The 21,975-nt window shown below is 71.4% G+C and carries 14 protein-coding genes; 5 read left to right on the top strand and 9 right to left on the bottom strand.

What is annotated here, in order from left to right; genetic code table 11:
- Positions 1-20: 20 nt before the first annotated feature.
- From dnaE to ACQP00_RS12480, 6 genes are all read right to left on the bottom strand, one after another.
- Positions 21-3,560 carry a DNA polymerase III subunit alpha gene (dnaE, locus tag ACQP00_RS12505; RefSeq protein WP_433218451.1) on the bottom strand — a complete coding sequence of 1,180 codons (3,540 nt, stop codon included), beginning with the start codon at positions 3,558-3,560 and terminating at the stop codon, positions 21-23.
- A 103-nt stretch (positions 3,561-3,663) separates the two neighbouring features.
- Entirely contained in the window at positions 3,664-5,496 is a 1,833-nt protein-coding gene (locus tag ACQP00_RS12500; protein WP_433218449.1) for a hypothetical protein, read from the bottom strand.
- A complete protein-coding gene (locus tag ACQP00_RS12495; protein WP_433218447.1) occupies positions 5,493-6,647 on the bottom strand; it encodes a VWA domain-containing protein in 1,155 nt (384 codons plus the stop codon). The genes ACQP00_RS12500 and ACQP00_RS12495 overlap by 4 nt, the downstream gene beginning before the upstream one ends.
- Positions 6,648-6,703: 56 nt before the next feature.
- Complete coding sequence (locus ACQP00_RS12490; protein ID WP_433218446.1) at positions 6,704-9,319, bottom strand: DUF5682 family protein; 2,616 nt, start codon at positions 9,317-9,319, stop codon at positions 6,704-6,706.
- A gap of 7 nt (positions 9,320-9,326) precedes the next feature.
- A complete protein-coding gene (locus ACQP00_RS12485; RefSeq protein ID WP_433223824.1) occupies positions 9,327-10,355 on the bottom strand; it encodes an ATP-binding protein in 1,029 nt (342 codons plus the stop codon).
- Between the two features lie 355 nt (positions 10,356-10,710).
- Entirely contained in the window at positions 10,711-14,208 is a 3,498-nt protein-coding gene (locus tag ACQP00_RS12480) for a DUF4132 domain-containing protein (RefSeq protein WP_433218444.1), read from the bottom strand.
- A 186-nt stretch (positions 14,209-14,394) separates the two neighbouring features.
- Between ACQP00_RS12480 and ACQP00_RS12475 the strand changes: the two genes are divergently transcribed.
- Entirely contained in the window at positions 14,395-14,760 is a 366-nt protein-coding gene (locus ACQP00_RS12475) for an MmcQ/YjbR family DNA-binding protein (RefSeq protein ID WP_433059268.1), read from the top strand.
- A gap of 932 nt (positions 14,761-15,692) precedes the next feature.
- On the opposite strand, the gene ACQP00_RS12470 is transcribed toward ACQP00_RS12475, so the two are convergent.
- Positions 15,693-15,815: a hypothetical protein gene (locus tag ACQP00_RS12470; protein WP_433218442.1), complete on the bottom strand. Its 123-nt coding sequence runs from the start codon at positions 15,813-15,815 to the stop codon at positions 15,693-15,695.
- 113 nt (positions 15,816-15,928) lie between these two features.
- Here ACQP00_RS12470 and ACQP00_RS12465 point away from each other — a divergent pair, with 113 nt between their 5' ends.
- Complete coding sequence (locus ACQP00_RS12465) at positions 15,929-18,121, top strand: BTAD domain-containing putative transcriptional regulator (protein ID WP_433218440.1); 2,193 nt, start codon at positions 15,929-15,931, stop codon at positions 18,119-18,121.
- Between the two features lie 61 nt (positions 18,122-18,182).
- Here the strand turns inward: ACQP00_RS12465 and ACQP00_RS12460 are convergent, their stop codons facing one another.
- The gene (locus ACQP00_RS12460) at positions 18,183-18,362 is read right to left on the bottom strand and encodes a hypothetical protein (protein WP_433218438.1); all 180 of its coding nucleotides are present in this window, start codon (positions 18,360-18,362) and stop codon (positions 18,183-18,185) included.
- Positions 18,363-18,615: 253 nt separating this feature from the next.
- Between ACQP00_RS12460 and ACQP00_RS12455 the strand changes: the two genes are divergently transcribed.
- Both ACQP00_RS12455 and ACQP00_RS12450 read left to right on the top strand, forming a co-directional pair.
- Positions 18,616-19,140 carry a TetR/AcrR family transcriptional regulator gene (locus ACQP00_RS12455; RefSeq protein WP_433218436.1) on the top strand — a complete coding sequence of 175 codons (525 nt, stop codon included), beginning with the start codon at positions 18,616-18,618 and terminating at the stop codon, positions 19,138-19,140.
- Between the two features lie 72 nt (positions 19,141-19,212).
- The gene (locus tag ACQP00_RS12450; RefSeq protein ID WP_433218434.1) at positions 19,213-19,719 is read left to right on the top strand and encodes an RNA 2'-phosphotransferase; all 507 of its coding nucleotides are present in this window, start codon (positions 19,213-19,215) and stop codon (positions 19,717-19,719) included.
- Here ACQP00_RS12450 and ACQP00_RS12445 read toward each other — a convergent pair.
- Positions 19,706-20,113, bottom strand: coding sequence for a hypothetical protein (locus tag ACQP00_RS12445; RefSeq protein WP_433218432.1), 408 nt, complete (start codon positions 20,111-20,113; stop codon positions 19,706-19,708). The genes ACQP00_RS12450 and ACQP00_RS12445 overlap by 14 nt on opposite strands.
- Positions 20,114-20,226: 113 nt before the next feature.
- Here ACQP00_RS12445 and ACQP00_RS12440 point away from each other — a divergent pair, with 113 nt between their 5' ends.
- Complete coding sequence (locus tag ACQP00_RS12440; protein ID WP_433218430.1) at positions 20,227-21,954, top strand: DEAD/DEAH box helicase; 1,728 nt, start codon at positions 20,227-20,229, stop codon at positions 21,952-21,954.
- Positions 21,955-21,975: the final 21 nt, after the last annotated feature.

The following is a 21,975-nucleotide window of genomic DNA, read 5'->3' as shown; positions in this document are numbered from 1 at the left end:
GAGGTTACCCCGGGATGAACTCAGCTAAAGCTGTTGGGCCCGAGCAGTGCCTTCAGGTCGCCCTTGAGCGCAGTCGTGGGATTCACGTGGTACGGCCCGAGGCGCAGCAGCGTCACCCGTGACCCGTGACTGAGCTTCACGTGCACCTCGGCCTTGCCCGGATGGTTGACCAGGATCTCCTTGAGCCGGTCGACCAGCGGCGGGGTGCAGCGCGTGGCCGGCAGGGACAGCACGACCGGCCGGTTCTCGTCGGCCGCGCTGACGTCGGGCATGGACAGGTCCATCGCCATCAGCCGGGGTGTCTCGTCGCGCCGGTCGACGCGGCCCTTCACCACCACGATGGCGTCCTCGGCGATGTACTGCCCGACGAGCTCGTAGGTGTTGGGGAAGAACAGTGCCTCGACGGCGCCGCCGAGGTCCTCCAGGGACGCCGACGCCCAGGGCTTGCCCTGCTTGGTGATCCGGCGCTGGACGCCGGTGAGCATGCCGGCCAGGGTGACGACGGTGCCGTCGGCGATCGCCCCTTCCTCCGACAGCCGGCTGATCTCGGTGTCGGCCGCCTTGGACAGCACCGACTCCAGGCCGAACAGCGGGTGGTCGGAGACGTACAGGCCGAGCATCTCCCGCTCGAACGTGAGCAGCTCGCGCTTGTCCCACTCGATGTCCGGGATCTGCACCGACATCGCCGTGCCGCCGCCGGAGGACGAGTCGTCGCCGCCGAGCAGGTCGCCGAAGAGGTCGAACTGCCCGATGGCCTCGTTCTTCTTGAGGTCGGCGTAGTTGTCGATCGCGTCGGCGTGGATGGCCAGCAGGCCCCGCCGCGGGTGCTTCATCGAGTCGAACGCGCCCGCCTTGATCAGCGACTCGATCGTCTTCTTGTTGCAGGCGACGGCGTCGACCTTGGACAGGAAGTCGTCGAAGTCCCGGTACAGGCCGTTCTCGGTCTGCCGGCAGCGCACGATCGCGTCGACGACGTTGTGCCCGACGTTGCGGACCGCGGCCAGGCCGAACCGGATGTTGCTGCCGACCGGGGCGAACGGGCCGATCGACTCGTTGACGTCGGGCGGCAGCACCTCGATGCCCATGCGCCGGCACTCGGCCAGGTACATCGCCATCTTGTCCTTGTCGTCGCCGACGCTGGTGAGCAGGGCGGCCATGTACTCGGCCGGGTAGTTCGCCTTGAGGTACGCGGTCCAGTAGGAGACCAGGCCGTACCCGGCGGTGTGGGCCTTGTTGAAGGCGTAGTCGGCGAACGGGACGAGCACGTCCCAGAGGCTCTTGATCGCCTCGTCGCTGTAGCCGTTGCCGCGCATGCCGTCGCGGAACGGGATGTACTCCTTCTCGAGGACCTCTTTCTTCTTCTTGCCCATGGCCCGCCGGAGAAGATCCGCCTGCCCCAGGGTGTACCCCGCGAGCTTCTGCGCGGCGCGCTGGACCTGCTCCTGGTACACGATGAGGCCGTAGGTCGGGCCGAGGATCTCCTTGAGCGGCTCCTCCAGCTCCGGATGGATCGGGATGATGTCCTGCTGGCCGTTCTTGCGCAGGGCGTAGTTGGTGTGCGAGTTGGCACCCATCGGGCCCGGCCGGTAGAGGGCCAGCACGGCCGAGATGTCCTCGAAGTTGTCGGGCTTCATCAGCCGCAGCAGCGAGCGCATCGGGCCGCCGTCGAGCTGGAACACGCCGAGGGTGTCGCCCCGGGCCAGCAGCTCGTAGGCCGGCTTGTCGTCCAGCTCCAGCGAGAGCAGGTCGAGGTCGATCCCGCGGCGCTTGATGTTCTTCACCGCGTCATCGATGATCGTCAGGTTGCGCAGGCCCAGGAAGTCCATCTTGAGCAGGCCGAGCGTCTCGCAGGTGGGGTAGTCGAACTGCGTGATGATGGCGCCGTCGGCGTCGCGCCGCATGAGCGGGACGTGGTCGATCAGCGGCTCCGCGGACATGATCACGCCGGCCGCGTGCACACCCGTCTGGCGGATCAGGCCCTCGAGACCCTTCGCCGTCTCGACGACCTTCTTGACGTCCGGGTCGCTGTCGTACAGGGCGCGGAACTCGACGGCTTCGGAGTACCGCGGATGGTTGGGATCGAAGATGCCCGAGAGCGGGATGTCCTTGCCCATCACGGCCGGCGGCATGGCCTTGGTGATCTTGTCGCCGACGGCGAACGGGTAGCCCAGCACGCGGGCCGAGTCCTTGATCGCGGCCTTGGCCTTGATGGTGCCGAAGGTGGCGATCTGCGCGACCCGGTCGTCGCCCCACTTCTCGGTCACGTACCGGATGACGTCGCCGCGCCGGCGCTCGTCGAAGTCGATGTCGATGTCGGGCATCGACACCCGGTCCGGGTTCAGGAACCGCTCGAAGATCAGCCCGTGCGGGAGGGGATCGAGGTCGGTGATGCCCATCGCGTACGCGACCAGGCTTCCGGCCGCCGAACCACGCCCGGGGCCGACGGCGATGCCCTCGTTCTTGGCCCACATGATGAAGTCCGAGACGACGAGGAAGTACGCCGGGAAGCCCATCGAGAGGATGATGTCCGTCTCGTAGTCGGCCTGCTTCTGGTGCACCTCGTCGACGCCGTTCGGGAACCGCCGGGCCATCCCGCGGGCGACCTCTTCGCGGAACCAGGACTCCTCGGTGTGGCCCTCCGGCACCGGGAAGCGCGGCATCAGGTTCACGAACTTGAACATGTCCGCGGTGTCCACCCGCTCGGCCACCAGCAGCGTGTTCTTGCAGCCGTTCTGCCACAGCTCGGACGAGTCGACCGCGCGCATCTCGTCGGCCGACTTCAGGTAGTAGCCCGACCCGCCGAACCGGAACCGGTTGGGGTCGTTGATGTTGGCCGCGGTCTGCACGCACAGCAGCACGTCGTGCGCCTCGGCCTGGGCCTGGTGCGTGTAGTGCGAGTCGTTGGTGACCACCGGCGGGATGTTGAGCCGCTTGGAGATCTCGGTCAGCCCCTCGCGGACCCGCCGCTCGATGTCGAGCCCGTGGTCCATGACCTCGAGGAAGTAGTTCTCCTTGCCGAAGATCTCCTGGTACTTCGCGGCGGCCTTCAGCGCCTCGTCGAACTGGTCGAGCCGCAGCCGGGTCTGGACCTCGCCGGACGGGCAGCCGGTGGTGGCCATCAGGCCCTCGGCGTGCTCGGCGATGATCTCGGCGTCCATCCGGGGCCACTTGACGAAGTGCCCCTCGATGCTGGCCCGCGAGTTGAGCCGGAACAGGTTGTGCAGGCCGGTGTTGTTGCGCGCCCAGATCGTCTTGTGGGTGTAGCCGCCGGAGCCGGAGACGTCGTCCTGCTTCTGGTCGGGCCGGCCCCACTTCACGCGCTGCTTGTGCAGCCGCGACTCCGGCGCCACGTACGCCTCGACGCCCAGGATCGGCGTCACGCCGGCCGCCTTGGCCTGCTTGTAGAAGTCGTACGCGCCGTGCATGTTGCCGTGGTCGGTGATCGCGACGGCCGGCATGCCGAGCCGGGACGCCTCCGCGAACATCTCCTTGAGGCGCGCGGCGCCGTCGAGCATGGAGTACTCGGTGTGCACGTGGAGATGCACGAACGAGTCGGCCATGCTCTACCCCCCAGGGCTCGGTCGGACAGGTCCGGCCATGGACCCTACCCCTGTCGCCGGGGCTTTGGGTGGTGCCGTCCCGATCGTGTCTCACCCCACTTCGCTACTGGCTCTCCGCCGTTACGGACAGTCGTATGTGGGCCTCGACCCATGCCTCCGGCCGGTTCGTTTCCTGGTACTTCTGCACGGCTTCGGCCGCCTTGTAGAGCCCGACACCGACGAGTCGATCACGGGCGGTCCGCAGGCGGTCACCGAAGGTCGGCGGGAGGTGGCGCATACCCCGGTGCGGTACCTCCGCGAGGGTGGCGAGGGCATGGTCGAGCGCGGCCCGGATCGGGTCGGCGCGGTCGGTCCAGTGCGGGCCGAGCTCGCCGCCGCGCGCCTCGGCCAGGTCGGGCAGAACGACCCGGCCGTCGGCGGCGATGGCGAGGGGGTCGAGCTCGATGGCGCCGCCGCGCCGCCGGACGACGCCGCTGACGTACGACGGGGCCCGCAGACTCGCGGCGATCGCGTCCAGGCGGCCCGGGGCGGCGGCGGTATGGGTCGCGATGAGCGTGGCCTCGTTGCCGTGCTCGTCGACCAGGACGGCCTCCAGCTGCTGGGCGCCCGGCGCGTACGTGAGCTCGCGCACCGCCGCCACCTTGATCACCCGGACCAGCTCGGCCTCGACCCGCGGCCGGAGCATGCGCGGCGGGAGCCGGTCGAGCTCGGCGGCGAGCTGGGCGAGGTCCCGCACGAGCAGCGCGTCGGGCAGCGCGTCCCAGGCGCCGCGGGACGGGGTGATGGTGGCCTTCGCGACCCGGCTCGTCGTCAGCCGTACCGCGCGGCTGGCGCTGCGCACCGCCGACTCTGTCACCACGATGCCGCCCGCCAGTCCCTGCGCCGTCCTGGCGTTCTTGAGGCGCAGCACGAGGACGGTGGCGCTGTCGGCGTGGGCGAGGTACACCTTCTTCTCGCCGTCCTCCGTGACGCTGCAGCCCAGGCCGTCCAGGCGGGCGCGGCGCAGGGGGGTCTCGGCGGCCTCCTCGGTGCCGAGCACCCTTCCGCGGTTTTGCGTGCCGGCGGCGCGGGCGCGGGCGTGCAGCTCGGTGATGAGCTCGGCCAGGCGCTCGGGGGTGTAGGCGCTGGCTCGTTCGCGGTACGCGTCCAACTGGGCCTGCAGCTCCTCGACGGCGAGCAGGGGCCAGCGGAGGTTCTCGCGTTCCAGGCGCTTCCTGGTTTGCGCGATGCTTGCCTTGATGCCCTGGCCGAGGTTGACGGCGCCGTCCTGGAGGATCTCGTTGGCGAGTTCTACTGCTTGCTGCTCACCTCCTTGGCTGTCTTTGGAGTCCCCCACGTCGACCTGGGCGTCGGGTTCCCCCGGAGTCTGCTCGTCGGCAACCCGGAACGCCCAGACGGCGAGGGCGATCACGTCGTCGCGGGCGCCGGCCACCGCGTCGGTGTGCACGAAGCCCAGGTCGTTCGGGACCAGGAACCGCACGGTGGCCGAGCCGAGGTCGGCGCGGGCGGTGTGGTCCTGGGCGGACGGGCGGTACACACGGGCGTGGTAGCCGGCCTTGCGTGCTCTTCTTGCCGCGGCCATCATCCTTGCGCCGATGCGGGATTCCAATTGCTCGTCGGTGAATGCGCCCGGCGTCCACGTTGCTTGTGTCGTTGGGCTTTCCGCACCTTTTTCATGGGCTTCTCTTTGATAGGCGAGGATGAGTCCTACGACGTGTCGGCAGACCCCTGTTGCACCGCAGGTGCACGACGCCTTCTCCAGGCCGCCCGGGGGCAGCGCGGGGGTGGCGCCGTCGGCGAAAGTTGCCCGGATCGTTCCGTCGGGGTCTTCCGTGATGGTCGGCGGTGCGGCCTCGATCTCCTTGGCCGCGCGCTTGACGAGGCCGCGGTTGGTCAGGGCGGCGAGGGAGTCCGGGGTCAGGTCCTGGATGCTCATCGGCCGACGTGCTCCGCCACGAACGCCGCCAGCTCGCCCGGGGTCATCGCGCCCACGCCGGCCCCGACGTCGGCGAGGCGCTGGGCCGTCTCCGCGTCGTAGCTCGGGTCGGCCTGCTCGTCCAGCGCGGCCAGGCACAACACCTTGGTGCCCTGCTCGACGAGCGCGTGCACCCCCCGCACCAGCCCGCCCGGGTCGCCGCCCTCGTAGAAGTCACTGATGATCGCCACGATGGTCCGGCGGGGCTGCTCGATCAGCTGGGTACCGTAGGCGACGGCGCGGGCGATGTCCGTACCCCCGCCCAACTGCACCTTCATGAGAATCTCGACCGGATCGTCGATCTCCGCCGTCAGATCCGCGACCGCCGTGTCGAACGTGACCAGATGCGTCCGTACCCCCGGCAGCCCCCACAGACACGCGGCGGTGACGGCGGCGTGGATGACGGAGCCGGCCATCGATCCCGACTGGTCGACGAGCAGAATCAGTTGCCACCGCTCGAAGTGCCGCCGGGTGCGCGAGAAGAAGTAGGCCTGCTCGACGTACACCTTGCGCTCCTGTGGCTTGTAATGCCCCAGATTCGCCCGCAGCGTCCGCCGCACGTCGAAGTCCTTCGCCACCCGGAACCGGCTGGACGTGCGCGACCGGGCCCCGGTGAACGCCCGCCGCACGTCGACCGCGAGCCGCTCCATGAGCTGCTTGACCACCGCCTCGACGATCCGCCGCGCCTGCAACAGCACCTCGGGATCCATGAGATTCTTGGTCCGCAGCACGGCGCGCAACAGCGTCTCGTTCGGCTCGATCCGCGCCAGCACCGCGGGATCGGTCACCACGTCATGAATGTCGTACCGCTCGACGGCGTCGCGTTCGAGCCGCTCGATGGTCTCCTTCGGGAACAGCTTGGTGATCTGCTCCAGCCAGTCGACGGTGGTCACGATCGACGGCCCGTCCCCGCCGTGCCGCCCGGTCCTGCGCACACCGCGGCGCTGCAGTTCCTCGTCGCGGCCGTACAGCCATTCCAGCGCAGCGTCCCGCCCTTGCCCGACACCGTCGAGCGTGTTGGCGCCGAGCGCTCCTTCGGCGGCTTCACCAAGGACGAGCCGCCAGCGCTGCAGGTCTTGTTCGTTCGGGGCTTCGGGTTCTTGCGCGGTCATGGCTTCTTCTGGCGTGTCGGTGTCTATTGGCGTTTCCGGTTCTTGTGGCGTGTCGTTCATGGCTTTAGTCCGTGGCGGGTGAGGGTGGCGTCGACGCGGGTTTCGAGCGCTGCTGCTTGCGCCAGGATCATCGGATCGGCGGCCGGACCGCGCAGCAGCGGCCGTCCCGACCCGCTCCGCCCGCGGCGGGTCAGCACATGCCCGGCGATGGTCTCCCGTTCACGCGGCGGGAAGTACGCGAACGCCTGCCGCAACGCCGGCAACGCCACCAGGAAGTCGTCCGCCCCGAGCCCGCTGACAAGCTCGTCGAGCAGGTCGAGCACCCCGTCGGCGTGCAGCACCTCCTCCCGCGCCACGGCGAACAGCCCCGCGAGCCAGTCCCCGAGCGCGACCGGCCCGCCCGCGCCGCGTACCGCCCGCACTGGATCCCCCTGCGCCCCGAGCGCCCACCCGAACCCGAACGCGGCCCCCCGCAGATCCGGCGGCGCCTCCGCCCCCGCGGCCACCCGCGCCATCACCCCGAGCGCCGCCTCTTGATCGAGCCCCAGCGCGTCGGCCGCATGCCGCACCACGTCCCGCAGCGCGACCACGGCCCCGATCCGCACCGGATCGGCCGGCGCCGAGCTCCCGCGCGTCCCCTCCGCCAGCCACAGCACCCGATCGTGCGAGCCGCGCAGGACGGCCCCGATCGCCGCCGACCCCGCGGTTCCAAGGAGCCGATCGTGCCGCCACAGCGCCAGCAGCACCCCGAGCAGCCGCCCAAGCTCCCCCAGATCCTGCGCCGCCGCGATCCCGAGCCCGAGATCCTCCAACACCCGGTCACTCAATTGCGTCGTCCCACAAAGCGCCGCGTCGAAAAGCGCCTCCGCCAGTACCCCGACCCGCCCACCGGCCTCGCCGACCCGCTCGGCAATCCGCGCGGCCGCCGCCGTTTCGAGCGTCGCCCCGTACGCCCCAGCCTCAATCAACGCCGGCAACCGATGCTCATGCTCGTCCACGGTCCAGCGCTCATCGAGTACCGGATCAATCCCGGTCGAAGGCCCATGCCGCCGCACGACCCCCGGGATCCTGAGGACCCGCAACCGATGCAGCACCCGACTCCGCCGCAACCCGTCCACACTGGTGAGCGCAAGCTTCACGGTCCCGCCGAGCTGCTCCCGCTCAACCTCAGCCGCAACATCATGCACCAGCGGCGGCAACGGCGTGTCCTTGTGCAGCCGCCCAACCCGCTCCCCACTGAGCGCCGCAACCATCTCGACCACCACGGGATGCGTCCCGGCCCGCAACCGCCCCCGCCCGGCCCACGGCAACGGCTCATCGAGCGCATCCTGCACCAGCGCCGCCGCCAACCCATCAAGAATGTCAGTCCGCGCCGGGTACCGATGCCCCCGCACCGCCGCCAGCCCCCCAGCCAACGCCCGCGCGGCAATCAGGTCAGCGGTCGACGCCCGTTGCTTCCGCTCCCGCAGCCGCCCGACAACGGCCGCGACCAGCCCTTCGGTCGCCCGCTCCGCCCCGTCCTCCCACAACCGCTGGTAGTACTCCGGCGACGGCATCCCCGACTGGTACCCGTCAAACGCATCCAACCGCCGAAACGAATACGGCACCAGATAACTCCCCCCAACCGCCCCCGCCGGCAACACCACCGCCTCCGGCCACTCAGCCACGCCGTCGTCGGTCACCGGTCCACTGTGGACGTTCCCCTGTTCGCCGGCCTTCGCACTCAGCCCATCGCGAACCTCGCGCTTGCCGTCCTCGTTCCCACCACGTTCGGCACCGCGACCCTCGCGCCAGTCGCGGTCACCCTCGCGCCCTGCACCCTTGCGCCCGCCGGCCTCGCCACCGTTCTCTCCGCCGCCCTCGTCATCGCCGCCCTGACGTCCGCCGCCGCCGCCGCTGTCGCCACCGCCGTTGTCGTCGTTGTCGCCGTTGCCATTGCGTTTGCCGTTGCGGCTTGCGGTGTGGTTGTCCCTGCCTTCGATCTGCGCGGTCAAGCCGCCGCCGTCTTCGTCTCGGAGCTCGACCGTGTCCTGGGCCACGAGCCGGATCAGCGCGGGCCGGTGGAACCCGCCCGTGACCACCACGACCGGCCGCTCCCCCGCCTCGTGCACGGCGGCCCGCACCCACCGCGCCATGTACTCCTCGCGCGCCCGATCCCCCGCACTCGCCTCCGACTCCCCGCGCAGCAGGTCGAAGTAGGCCGCCAGCCGCGCCTCGAGCTCGCTGCTCGCCCCGTCGACCTCGAACAGGTGGTCCCACAACGAGTCCACGTTGTCGACCGCGAACGCCGTACACAGCCGCTCGATCGCCTCGGCGTAGCGCTCCTCGGCATCGGAGTACCGATTTTCCCGCCCTGCGAGGGCCTCATGCCACGCCGGCAGGTCGATGAACCGCAGCTCGGCCCCGGCCGCGCGCCCGGCCTGCAACGCGACCCACTCCGGCGAGTACTCGCAGAACGGCGCCCACGACCCCGCATGCCGCTGCTCGTCGCGGTAGCTGCTGAACACCGCGATCGGCAGATCGTGCCCGAGCAGCAGCTCCCCGATCCGCTCGTTCATGTCCGCCGGCCCCTCGACCAGCACGTACGCGGGCCGCAGCGCCGCAATCCGCTCCCCCACCAGACGGGCGCACGCGGGACTGTGGTGCCGCACCCCGATGAACGTCGCCGGCATCGCGCACCTAGCCCGGCAGCTCGTGCCGCGCCGCGTGCAGGGCCCGCCACGGCTCGCCGCCGCGCCAGGTCACCTGCTGCTCCAGGTACCGGCGCAGCTTCGCGAGGTCCTCCGGGCTGTCCTTCGCCGCCGTGCCGGCCAGGCACGCCACGAAGTCCGCCACGCTCCCCGCCTCCCCGCGCAGGAACCACCCCCGCAGCCCGACCGCGTGCGCCACGGACACCGCCTCGGCCGTGCTCATCACCGCCGTCAGCCGCTCCATCGCGTCCCCGCGCGCCGTCTTCCCGGTCCGCAACTCCCGGAACGTCGTAACCAGCACCTCCAGCACGTCCCGCCGCGGCGGCGCCGTCACCCCGGACCGCCGCAGCAACGCCCCCGCCTCGGCCTCGACGAGCGCCAACTCCGTCTTCAGATCCGGGATGGGGAACACGGTCTCGAAGTTGAACCGCCGCTTGAGCGCCGCCGACATCTCGTTGACCCCACGATCCCGCGTGTTCGCCGTCGCGATCACGTTGAACCCGTCCCGCGCGAACACCATCGCCTCCGCCCCGGTCAGCTCCGGAATCGCCAGCACCCGGTCCGACAGCGGCGACAACAAACAGTCCTGCACCTCGAGCGGACAGCGCGTGATCTCCTCGAACCGCACCACCCGCCCCTCGGCCATCCCCCGCAGCAACGGCGCCTTCACCAGCGACCGGCTCGACGGCCCTTCAGCCACAAGCAGGGCATAATTCCACCCGTACTTGATCTGGTCCTCCGTAGTAGCCGCCCCACCCTGAATCGTCAGCGTCGACACCCCGCTCACCGCGGCGGCCAGCAATTCCGACAGCAGCGACTTGGCCGTGCCCGGCTCCCCGACCAGCATCAACCCCCGGCTCGTGGCCAACGACACCAACGCCCGGTCGATCAGCGAGGGATCCCCGACGAACTTCCGGCTGATCCCGGCCGCCGAATCCCCGACAATGAACCGCCGAGCCGCAGTAAGACTCAACACCCACCCAGGCGGCCGCGCCCCGGTGTCGGTCTCCGCCAGCATCCGCAGTTCGTCAGCGAACCGCACCTCCGCCGGCGGCCGCTGCACCGACTCCGCACCCTCGACCACGGCCTCGAGACCATCCACCGCAACAACCTCCGGCCCGCTCCCAGCCGCGGTCGCCGCCCCACCGCCAATCGCGGTCGCCGCCTGATCGCCGGCCGTGGCCCCCGCCCCGCCGCCCGTCACGGTCGCCGCCCCACCGCCCGTCGCGGTGATCGCCCCACCGCTGGCCGTGGCCCCCGTTCCACCGCTCGTCGTGGTTGCCGTCTCACCGCCGTCCGCGGTCGCCTTGGCCCGGCTCACTGCGCCACCTCCCAATCGTCGTAGCCGGCGACCACTGTGGCCCCGAGGCGGCTCACTGCACGACCTCGCGCAGGTCCCGCAGGATCTCCGAGGCCGTGATCGCGTCCAGGGTGGCGAACGGCAGCCCGGATCGCCGGTTCCAGCTGAACTCGGCCTCCGGCAGGATGTACGCGGCGCCGAGCTTCTGATCCTCGAACTCGTTCACCATCCCCACGACGATCCCCGGGTCGAGGTCGACCATCAGCGTCGCGCCGCCCGGCAGGTCCCGCTGCATAGCCGGCTGTACGCCCGCATCCTGCGGCGCCGCCCGGCGCCACCCCCGCCGCTCGAGCCCGAGCACCTTGGTGGTTGGGACCTTCACCCCGTCGTACCGCGTCACCTGCCTCCCCGCCCGTTCCGCCTCCGTCAGCTCCTGCACGTCCCGCGCGAGCTGCTCGAAGGGCTGCAGGATCTCGTAGTCGGCGAACACCTCGGCCCAGCCGGCCAGGTCCTCGCCGAGCTCCAGCGGATGCGCCACCCCGATCACCGCCCCCTCCGGAATCACGGCCGGCTCGTCGTCGACCCCGGCGAGCGTCCGGTCCTCGGCCATCCGCAGGCTGACCAGCAGTCGCCCACCCGCCGCCGGCGGCCCAACCACCACGCCCCGCGCCGGCTGGCTCGGCGGCGCTGACACCAGCTCACCGCTGGGCGAACCGGCATTGCTCGCTTGTGCCGGCACCACCTCGCCGCCGGGCGAACCGGCCTGGGCGGGGTGGGCATGCGTGGCGTCGGGGGCGTACGCGGCCCACACCAGGCGGCGAGCCACGTGCCACACGAGCGGGTGGTCGACGATGAAGCGCTGGAACTCGTCCGGGGTCCAGCGTCGCCGCCACACCATGGCTCGTTCGAAGCGGCGGATCTGGTCGGCGGCGACGGTGCGCACGTCCTTCTTGAGACCCGCGAAGCGGGTCGAAGCCGCCGGGGCGAGCTGCGGGTCGTCCTTGGCGCCGGGTTTGGGCAGGTCCTTGCGACGCTTGCCGTCCTCGTCCGCCACGTACGGTTTGAGCTGCTCGTCGAAGCCCACCACGAACCGCCGCGGACCGTAGTCGAGCACGAGCGTGCCGTCCGGTTCGAGGCCGAAGTCCGGGACCAGCCGGTCGGCGAGCTGCTCGGGCGAGAGGCCGAGGGCGTCGGCGACCTCGGCGATCTTCTCCTGGGCGCGCTCCTTCAGGCCGCGGAACTTCACCTTCTCCGCGATGCCGTGCAGGTGCATGAGGGCCACGTCGGTGCCGACCTCGGCGAGCACGTCGAGGCCCGCGACCGCCCGGGTGTGGCCGCCCTCGCCGGGCCAGGCACGGATCAGCGGGGCCAGGCGCCGCACGGACTCGTCGTCGCCGAGGAAGCCGAGGGCGTCGAGCACCCACGACTCCTTCGGCGGGTACCCGGCCAGCTGCCACCGCTGGAACAGCGACCACGCGAACTCGGCGAGCGAATCGGCGGTGCAGGTTCTGGTGACGACAGCCAGCCCCGCGTACGGTTCGCCGAGCCGCGACATCGCCAGGACCGTGAGCACCGAGCCGGCGGCCGCGGCGGGCAGGCTGCCCGAGCCGTCGGCGAGCTCGATCGGGGCCAGCAGCGCGGGATCGGCCCACTCCGGCACCGCGGGCATCTTGGCCGGCAGCAGCTGGATCGGGTCGGTGTCCAGCAGCGCCGCGATCCCCTCGGCGGCGGCCGGCCCGTACGTCAACGCGGCGGCCCGGATCACCTCCCCGTGGCCCTCGCCGGCCAGGAAGTAAAGCGCCCGTTCCGCGTATCGCCGCGCCGCCCCGGCCTTCCCCAGCGCCGCCGGGATCAGCTCGCGGGCCGCGGCCTGCGGATGCCGGCGCAGCCACGCCGCCGCCGCGGGCCGGACCGACTTCAGCCGGCCGAACCACTCCGCCATCAGCGGCCCGACCTGCGGCCCGGTGAACGGCTGCAGCGCCTGGGCGACGCCCGCCGCGGCCGACGACGCCCCGGCCAGCGCGATCGGGAACGCCGCCACCCCGAACCGCGCGGCCAGGGTCGGCAGCCAGTGCTCGACGTTCCAAAAGTCCCGCGGCTGCCATTGACTCAGCATTGGTACCGCCAATGCCTCCGGCGCCGCCTCGAAGAACCCGACCTCGTCGTAGGGACGGGCCCGCCCGGCGCGAATGTCCTCGGCGAGCCGGTCGAAGTCGCGGCGCCCGTAGGAGCGGTAGCCCTGCCGGGCCTTCAGCCACGCCTCCCGCTCGCCCGGCGCCCAGTCCAGCGCCACCGGGTCGGTGCAGGCGAGCCCGGCGACCACGATCGGCTTGCGGAGCTTGCCGCCGGCTGTCCATGGGGGCGCGGCCAGCAGCGGCGGTACGTTCTCCGGCGGCGCCTCCCGCACCGCGTCGAGCCGGCCGGTGATGGCCGTGACCCGGCGGGCGGCGGCCTCGGGCAGGGTCGCGGCGACCTCCTCGGCCTCGGCCCGGTGCCGGATCACCTGCGTGCGCAGGAGCTCGCCGAGCACCACGGCCCGCGATCCGGAGCCGGATGCCGTCGCGAGCAGACGGATCGCCCGGCGCGGGAACCGTTCCGCCGCCTCGCTCAGGGCAAGGGATCCGGGTTTCGAGTCCGACCGTTCGAGGAGGGCGAGGAAGGCGGCGTCGGACGGTACCGACGAAATCAGGGAGAGCAGGTGGCGCATTCCGTCGCCCCAGGCCGCATTGGTCGACATGAGGTCCAGGTAGATCGGCAGCCCGTCGGCGCCGAGGCCCTCCGCGACGGTGTAGAGGTATTCCGGCGTCCCGGCGAGGAACCGTGGCACATAGCCGTTGAAGAGCGGCCGCAGCCGGTCCGGCTCGGTGATGCACGAGGTGAGCAGTAACTCCAGCCACTCGTGCCCCGATCGGCCCGCGAAAGCGCCCACGTCCCGGTTGACCCAGGCTTGCTCGGTCGGGGCGAGGAACGTGGCGACGACCGCCTGGTGCGGGGTGAGATCACCGGCGCGGAGCCCGGCCAGGGCGCCCACCGCATCCGCATAGTCCTCGTCGGACGCCGCGGCCATGGCGACCCGGAGCCGCCGCAGCACCTGCGTCATGCCGTCGTCGCCGTAGTGGGTCGGGGGCCTGTCCCGCCCGTACCGCGTGATCGGCCCGGGTCCGACATCCTTGCCGTAGCGTTGCTCGCGGTCAATCATGAAGCGCAGGTCGACCAGCTCGACGGCGGCGTTGACCGCGAACGCCAGGCTCCGGGTGCGGATCCACTCGTCGGCGATGGCCCGGCTCGTCCTGGCGTCGGTCTTCGCCTGCGGGCCGATCGCGTAGACGGCCACGGACGCGGCGCCGAGTGGGGTGCTGTCGGGCGCGCCGTCCAGGTGCCGCAGGCCGGCCGCGGAGACGTCCTGCGGGGTCAGCCGGTGGGTGAGGGTCTGGCGGAGGTCGCCCTCGGCCGCCTTGGCGACGATGGTGGCCGCGTCCGGCTCGGGCACGAACGCGACGGGCAACCCGCCACGCCGGGGCAGCAGGTGCCGCCGCCATTCGGTTGGTGTGACGAACCGGTCTTCGCTCATCGCCTGTCGACCCCCTCGTGATCGGTCCCGACGGGCGACACGATAGCGGGACCCTCCGACAATTTTTGGTTGCAGGACCCGTGAGCTGCGGCGATGCGGATCGGGGCCGGATACCTCGACAAACTCGCCAAATGGGGAAAATCGGATCCCAGGAAAAGTGTCGTACCGTCCTGTTACACCAGAGTCATGGGATTGCGGACCGTACGCGGGGTGAGCGTCGACGAGGCGCTACGGATGGTTCTCATGCTGCCCGAGGTCGACCAGCGCCAGCACGGCAACCACATCGGGTTCCGGGTGCGGGACAAGGCTTTCGCGTACCTGTGCGCGGACGACTTGACCATGCTCGTGAAGGCCACCCGGGAGGAGCAGGCGGCGCTGGTGGAGGACGACCCGCGGGCGTACAAGAAGGCCCGCGCGTCGGGCCGGATCGGCTGGGTCCAGGTGCGGCTGCGCAAGGCCCACGAGGACGAGCTCGCCGACCTGATCACGGAGGCGTGGCGCATGACGGCTCCCCCGCTCATCGTGGCTCGGGCGGACCTGCCGCTGGGCTGAGCAACGCCATCCGGCGACATCCGGACATCAGCGCGGCCGTCGGGCGGCTCGGGCGGGGCCAAGCGGATCAGGCGGCTCGGAAGGACCACGCGGCTCAGGCGGCTCGGGCGGGCCGCGCAGGATTAGGCGGCCCGGGCACGACCACGTGGAGCAGGCGGGCCAGGCGCGATCAGGCGACTCGGGCAAGGTCAGGCGGTTCAGGCGGCTCGGCGGGTTGAGGCCGCTCAGGTGACTCGGGTGGATCGCGGGGTTCACGCGATTCACGCAGCTCGGCGGGTTCAGGCAGGTCAGGCGGCGTCAGGTGAACCGGGAGGGCCGCTCGTTCCGGCTCGGCGATGTCATCACGACGGGCATCGCGGACGACCGAACAGCGGACAGCGCTCAGCGGCTCACCGTGGCGTCGCACGCGGCGACCATGAGCGCCTGGCAGACGACCGCGCCGCAGGACGTGCCAAGAGCGCGTCCAGACGACCGCGGAGCGTGCGGCGTGGGCGTGCGGCGTGCGCGTGGGCGTGCGGCGTGCGGCGTGGGCGTGCGCGTGGGCGTGCGGCGTGGGCGTGCGGCGTGCGCGTGGGCGTGCGGCGTGCGCGTGGCGTGCGCGTGGGCGTGCGGCCACGAGCGCGTGACGGCAAGCTGCGCTGCGGTTTCCGCGAGGCGAAGCGCGGCGGCAGAGCGCGGGGCTCGCCTCTGTGTGGGCGGCGTGGTTCGAACTTGTGGAGCGCGGCCGAGGATGGCTACGGGCTGAGCGTGTGGCGCATCATCGTGCACCCGTTGTTCTACAGCGACCGGGGCGTGGCACGTCGGGGTGTGGCTCGTCGGGGTGTGGCTCGTCGGGGTGTGGCGGAGCTGTTGCTGGATAGAGTTGGCCATCCCGTGAACCGAAAGGGCCGCTCGATCCGATGAGGGGGTGTGCGGGGTTCGCGAGAGGCGGCTCAGGTGATGGACATGATGGTGGTGATCAGGCCGGCGGCCAGGGCGGTGACGAGGGCTACGGCCAGGGCGATGCGCCAGGTGAGGCGGATGGCCAGGCCGGCGTGGGTGGCGGCGTGCTTCATCCGGCAAGGGAAGCAGGGCGGGCTGACGTCCGGCTTTGGTGAACCTGAAGTGCACCGATGGGAGGGCTCAGGTCCTTCGGAGGGCTGCCGAATGCGGCGGCGTGGACGTACGGGTGCTGGGCACGATCGAGATCATCGACCCCGCCGATGTGGGTGGGGTGCGGCTGACTGGGGAGGACCTGCCTCGGCGGGCTCGGCAGGTGCTGGGGGTGCTTGCGGCGCGGCACGACCGGGTGCAGTCGAAGGACGCACTGGCCGATGCGGTGTGGGGCGAGGAGCTGCCTGGCAACCATGCGGCGGCGCTGGAGCACTACGTGTCGGTGCTGCGGCGGGCGTTGCAGCCGGGGGTGCCCACGTCGCGGTCGTTCATCGTGACGCGGGCGGGCGGGTACATGTTCGCGACGGACCGGGCGCGGCTGGACCTGGCCGAACTGCGGGCGGCGGCGCGGGTGGCCGAGGCCGAGCCGGAGCGGGTGGACGTGCGCGAGGAGATCGTGCGGCTCGTGCGGGACCTGCCGTTCGCCGAGGACGAGTACGCGGATTGGGCGGCGCCGGCCCGGGCCGAGGTCAAGGCGGTGCTCGTGGGAGCGCTGCTCGACCTGGCCGAGCGCGCGGTCGAGGGCCAACCGGCGCGGGCGTTGCGGCTGGGGCGGCAGGCGCTGGAGCTGGAGGCGTACGCCGAGCGGGGCTACCGCGTGATGATGCGCGCGGCCGCCGGTGAGGGACGGCAGGACGAGGTGGTGCGATGGTACGAGCGGTGCGTCCAGGCGCTCACTGACGAGCTCGGGATCGCGCCCGGAGCAGCGACCACGGCGCTTCGCGACGCGCTGGTGGCCTCGCTGGAGGGCGGGCCCCCGGCGTTCGACCGGCGGCGTGGCGACCGTCGCAAAGCCGATCGCGAGCCGGGGACGGGGCGGGCGAACCTGGCCCTGGTCCGGGACGTGGCAGAGGGCATGGCGACTGTCACCGAACTGCCGGGGACGAATGGGACCTCCGCGCCCAGCATCACGGGGTCTAGCAGCGCCGTGGAAAGACCAGCCGCCGTGGAAAGACCAGCCGCCATGGAAGAAGCGGCCGTCGTGGGAGGACCTGCCGCTGTGGGAGGACCTGCCGCTGTGGGAGGACCTGCCGCTGCAGGAGGACCTGCCGCTGCAGGAGGACCGGCCGCTGCAGGAGGACCAGTCGCCGCACTGGGAGGACTGGCCGCTGTAGGAGGACCAGCCGCCATCGGAGGAACGGCCGCCATCGGAGGAACGGCCGCCATCGGAGGAGGAGGGATCGGCGCCGTTGGAGGAGCGGGGGCGGTGGGAGAGCTGGGGGCTGGCGGCGTGGGAGTTGGGGGCGATGGCGGGCATAGCAGTGGGATGGTGGGCGGGCGTAGGAGAGTGGGTGAGGTGGTACCGGGCGGGTTTGCTGCGTCCGGAGGGTTTGTTGGGCGTAGTGCTGAGCTTGAGGCGCTCGCCTATGGGGCCGATGTTATTCACGTGGCTGGGCCAGCGGGGGCGGGGAAGTCGGCGTTGCTGGCGCGGGTTCGGGAGCTGTTTCCGCGCGTTGTCGGGCTTGGGCGAGGGCCGGGGCCCGGTGGGGCGTTGCGGTTGGGGTGGCTGCGGTCCGTGCTCGGCCAGCTTGGGGTGGGGGCTGATGAGGTGCTTGACGCGGCCATGAGTGAGCGGCGGCATCTTCGGCCGGCTGAGCTTGATGCGATTGCGGCGCGGTTGCGGGAAGGCCAGGTCGACCAGCAGCGGGCTGTTGTCGCTATTGACGATGCTGAGCATCTTGATGCTGATTCGGTCAGTGAGCTTCGGTGGTTGCAGGAGCGGGGGGTGCGGGTCGTCGTGTCGTACCGGTATCCGTCGGCGATTGTTGAGCGGCCGCTTGGGGCGTTGGACGCCGATCTGGTGTTGCGGCTGGCGCCGCTCACCGCTGAGGAGTTGCCGAGCGAGCTGCTCGAGGCCAGTGGGGGGATTCCGGCGCTCGTGACGGCTGCTCGGGAGTTGCGGCCTGAGCTGGCCGGCGAGGTGGCGATGCATCTGGCTCGGCAGCGGACCCGGTGGATGACGCCTGCGGCTTGGGAGGTGCTTCGGCTTACCGCTGCGCTTGGGTCGCTTCGGGTTGAGCAAGTTGCTGCGGCCGGGCAGCTGGAACTCGACGAGGTGCTGGGAGCCGTCGATCAGCTGGTGCACGCGCATCTGCTGGTTGAGGGGCCTGGGGGGCATGTCCGGCATCGCAGTGGGCTGGTTCGGGCCGCGGTCAGTTCGCAAGTTTCCGCTGCCCGTGGGCAGCATCTTCGAGCGCGGCTGGCATAAGCCAAGAGCACAAGAAAGCCAGGAGCATGAGAAGCCAAGATCCCCGGAAAAGGCAGTCAGCCTAAGACGGGCGTTTGCCCCAACGGTTGGGGGCGGTCCAGGTTCGGGTGTGGGCCAGGCCTACGGCGGCCAGGCCCACGCCAGCGGCGGTCAGGGCCGGCCACAAGTGGGCCTCCGCATGCGCGAAGTGCCAGGCCACCGCCGCGATGGCGAAGGCCACGACCCCGACCAGGACGCTCACGGCCGGGCGATCCGGGAACGGGGACGGGTTGCGGCCCTCGCCCCGGCTGCCTTGGCGTAATAGGGCAGGCCGTTGCCGGCGAAGAAGCCGGCGACCAGGGACAACAGGATAGTCGTAAGCACGGTGCGGCCTCCGGAACGCAGCAGCGGGCGGACGTACAATCGGACTCGTGACTCCGATTGAAAGATACGGAGCGGCGGCTCCGGATGTCAACCGGCCGGTTCGGGCTGACGCTCGGCGGAATCGGGCGAGGGTGCTCGAGGCGGCCGAAGCGGTGTTTGCCGCCGAGGGGGTTGGGGCGTCGACCGAGGCGGTGGCGCGGCGGGCCGGGGTCGGGATCGGGACCGTGTTCCGGCACTTTCCGACGAAGGAGGCGCTGCTCGAGGCGGTTCTGGTTGAGCGGATGCGGGTGCTGGTGGAACACGCTCGGGCGGCGGCGGCGGAGGCGGAGGACGGGGATCCGGGGCCGGCGCTGTTCGGGTTTCTCGAGCATGTCGTGGCGCAGAGTGCCAGCAAGAATGCGTTCGCCGATGCGTTGTCGGGGGCCGGGGTCGACGTCACCGATGTGGTCGGGGACGTGCGGGGGGAGCTGCTCGGGGCCGTTGACGTGCTGGTGACGAAAGCCCGCGACGCTGGGGCGCTGCGTCGGGACGTGGGGGCCGGTGAGGTCATTGCGGTGCTGGTCGGGGCCTCGCACGCGGCCATGTGGGCGCCGGATTCGCGGACGCGGGACAACGCCGTGCGGGTCATCCTCGACGGGCTGCGAAAAATGCCGTGACCGGCGGGCGGGTGACGGCGGAGAATCTAGGCCGTTATGGAGTACGCACAGTTAGTCAAGATCAGTAAGCGGATGTCGAAGGCGCTCCGCCATGAGCCGGGTCGGGTCGGGTTGACGCTCGACGAGGCCGGGTGGGTGCCGGTGTCCGACTTTCTTTCGGCGCTCGGGATCGATCGGGCCACGTTGGACGCGGTCGTGGCCGGGAACGACAAGCAGCGGTTCGCGGTCGCGGTGGGGCCGGACGGGGTCGAGCGGATTCGCGCGAACCAGGGACACAGTGTCGCGGTTGAGCTGGGGCTCGTCGCACAAGCGCCGCCAGAGGTGCTTTTTCACGGTACAAACGCGGCGTTTTTGGCTTCTATTCAAGAGACCGGACTGAACAAGGGCGGGCGGCATCACGTGCACCTGTCCCCCGACACGGCGACGGCGCGGCGGGTGGGGACGCGGCGTGGGGGTGCGGTCGTGATCCTCACGGTGGCGGCGGGCGAAATGGCGCGCGCCGGGCACGTGTTCTATCGGTCCGACAACGGGGTGTGGCTGGCCGACGCGGTGCCGCCGGAGTTCATCAGCGTGGGGTGAGCAGGCGCTGCAGGATGGTGGCCAGGGGCATCGACTCGCCGTCGCGGGCGCCCTCGCCGACGATCAGGCGCGGGGGTTGCGGGACCGGTTCCGCGCCCAGGAGCAGCGCCTTCGCGGAGGACGGGACCAGCAGCGAGTAGTACTCCCCGGCCTCGGAGATCGCGATCGTGCGGGCGGGGTTGAGGTACCAGCCGCGCAGGCCGGTGCGGTACGACCGGCCGCTGTAGGAGCGCGCCCGCAGCGGCTCCGCGGGTGGGCCCGACTCGCGCGCGGCGGTCACGAAGTCGGTGATCAGGGCCCTGGCCTGCTCGGCCTCGGCCTCGCGGCGGCGCTCGAGCTCAGCGCCGTGGTGCGCCACCGCCCGCGCACGCTGCTCGTGCCAGTCGTCGGTCACGGGCCAAACCTTAACCGGTCGCAGATCACACACGGCGACCGCGCCACGGAGCACCCTCGGAGCGTTTGGGATGCTAGAGGGGCCGCCAGCATTGCCCGAGTGAGGAGCACCCCGTGACCGCGAGCATTGACGATGGGGACGTGACCGGCTTCGGCGAGCTGGGGCTGCGTGACGAGCTGCTCAAGGCGCTCGCCGGGCTGGGCTACGAGGAGCCGACGCCGATCCAGCGGGAGGCCATCCCGCCCATGCTCGCCGGGCGTGACCTGCTCGGACAGGCCGCCACCGGCACCGGCAAGACGGCCGCCTTCGCGCTGCCGCTGCTGCAGCGCCTGCCCGCACCGGGGGGCGACAACCCGTCCGCGCTGGTCCTCGTGCCGACGCGGGAGCTCGCGGTGCAGGTTTCCGAAGCCATTCATCGGTACGGCCGGGACCTCGGCGTCCGCGTCCTGCCCATCTACGGCGGGCAGCCGATCGGCCGGCAGCTGCGCTCGCTGGAGTTCGGCGTCGACGTGGTCGTCGCGACCCCCGGCCGCGCCCTGGACCACCTCGGCCGCGGCACCCTGCGCCTGCACGACCTGCACGCCGTGGTCCTCGACGAGGCCGACGAGATGCTCGACATGGGCTTCGCCGAGGACATCGAGGCGATCCTGGCCGAGACCCCCGAGGACCGGCAGACGGTGCTGTTCAGCGCGACGATGCCGCCCCGCATCGAGGGGCTCGCCGCGAGTCACCTCACCGACCCGCTGCGGATCCAGATCGGGCGGGAGCCGACGCCGGCGGGCGAGGCGCCCCTGGTGCGTCAGGTCGCCTATGTGGTACCGCGGGCGCACAAGCCGGCCGCGCTCGGCCGGGTGCTCGACGTGGAGGCCCCGGGCGCCGCGATCGTCTTCTGCCGCACCCGCGACGAGGTCGACCAGCTCACCGAGACCCTGAACGGCCGCGGCTACCGGGCCGAGGCCCTGCACGGCGGCATGGGCCAGGAGCAGCGCGACCGGGTGATGGCCCGGCTGCGCAACGGCACCGCCGACCTGCTGGTCGCGACCGATGTCGCCGCCCGCGGACTCGACGTCGAGCACCTCACGCACGTGGTCAACTACGACGTGCCATCGGCCCCGGAGTCGTACGTGCACCGCATCGGCCGCGTCGGGCGGGCCGGGCGCGAGGGCGTGGCGATCACCCTCGCCGAGCCGCGCGAGCACCGGATGCTCAAGACCATCGAGCGGGTCACCAAGCAGCGCATCACGATCGAGAAGGTGCCCTCGGTCGCCGACCTGCGCGCCCGCCGGATGGAGCTGACCCGGGCGGCGCTGCACGAGAGCCTCATCGCCGACAACGGCCTGGACCGCTTCCGGCCGATCGTCGAGTCCCTCGCCGAGGAGTTCGACCCGATGGAGATCGCCCTCGCGGCGATCAAGCTCGCCCACGAGTCGACGGCCGTCGGGGAGAACGACGAGGAGGAGATCCCGGACGTCACCCTGCGCCAGCCGCGGGACCGGCCCGAGCACCGCGACGACCGCCCGGCCCGGCGGGTCGCCGTGCGCGACGACGGGCGCGGCCGGGGCCGCGAGACGGGCGGCCGGCGGGCCCCGACGGGCGGCATGACCAGGCTGTTCGTCGGCGCCGGGCGGGCCGCCGGGATCCGTCCGCAGGACCTGGTCGGGGCGATCACCGGCGAGTCCAGCCTGACCGGGCGGGACGTCGGCGCGATCGAGATCGCCGACCGGTTCTCGCTGGTCGAGGTGCCGGACGGGGCGGTCGACGAGGTCATCGACACGCTGCGGCGGACCACCCTGAAGGGCCGCCGGCCGGTCGTGCGCCGGGAGCGCAACCGCCAGTCCTGAGCTTTTCCGGTACTCGTCGTC

The sequence above is a fragment of the Dactylosporangium sp. CS-047395 genome (assembly GCF_050942185.1).
GTDB lineage: Bacteria > Actinomycetota > Actinomycetes > Mycobacteriales > Micromonosporaceae > Dactylosporangium.
Note: the sequence above shows the minus strand (reverse complement) of the source record. Positions and strands in the feature narration are given on the sequence as shown.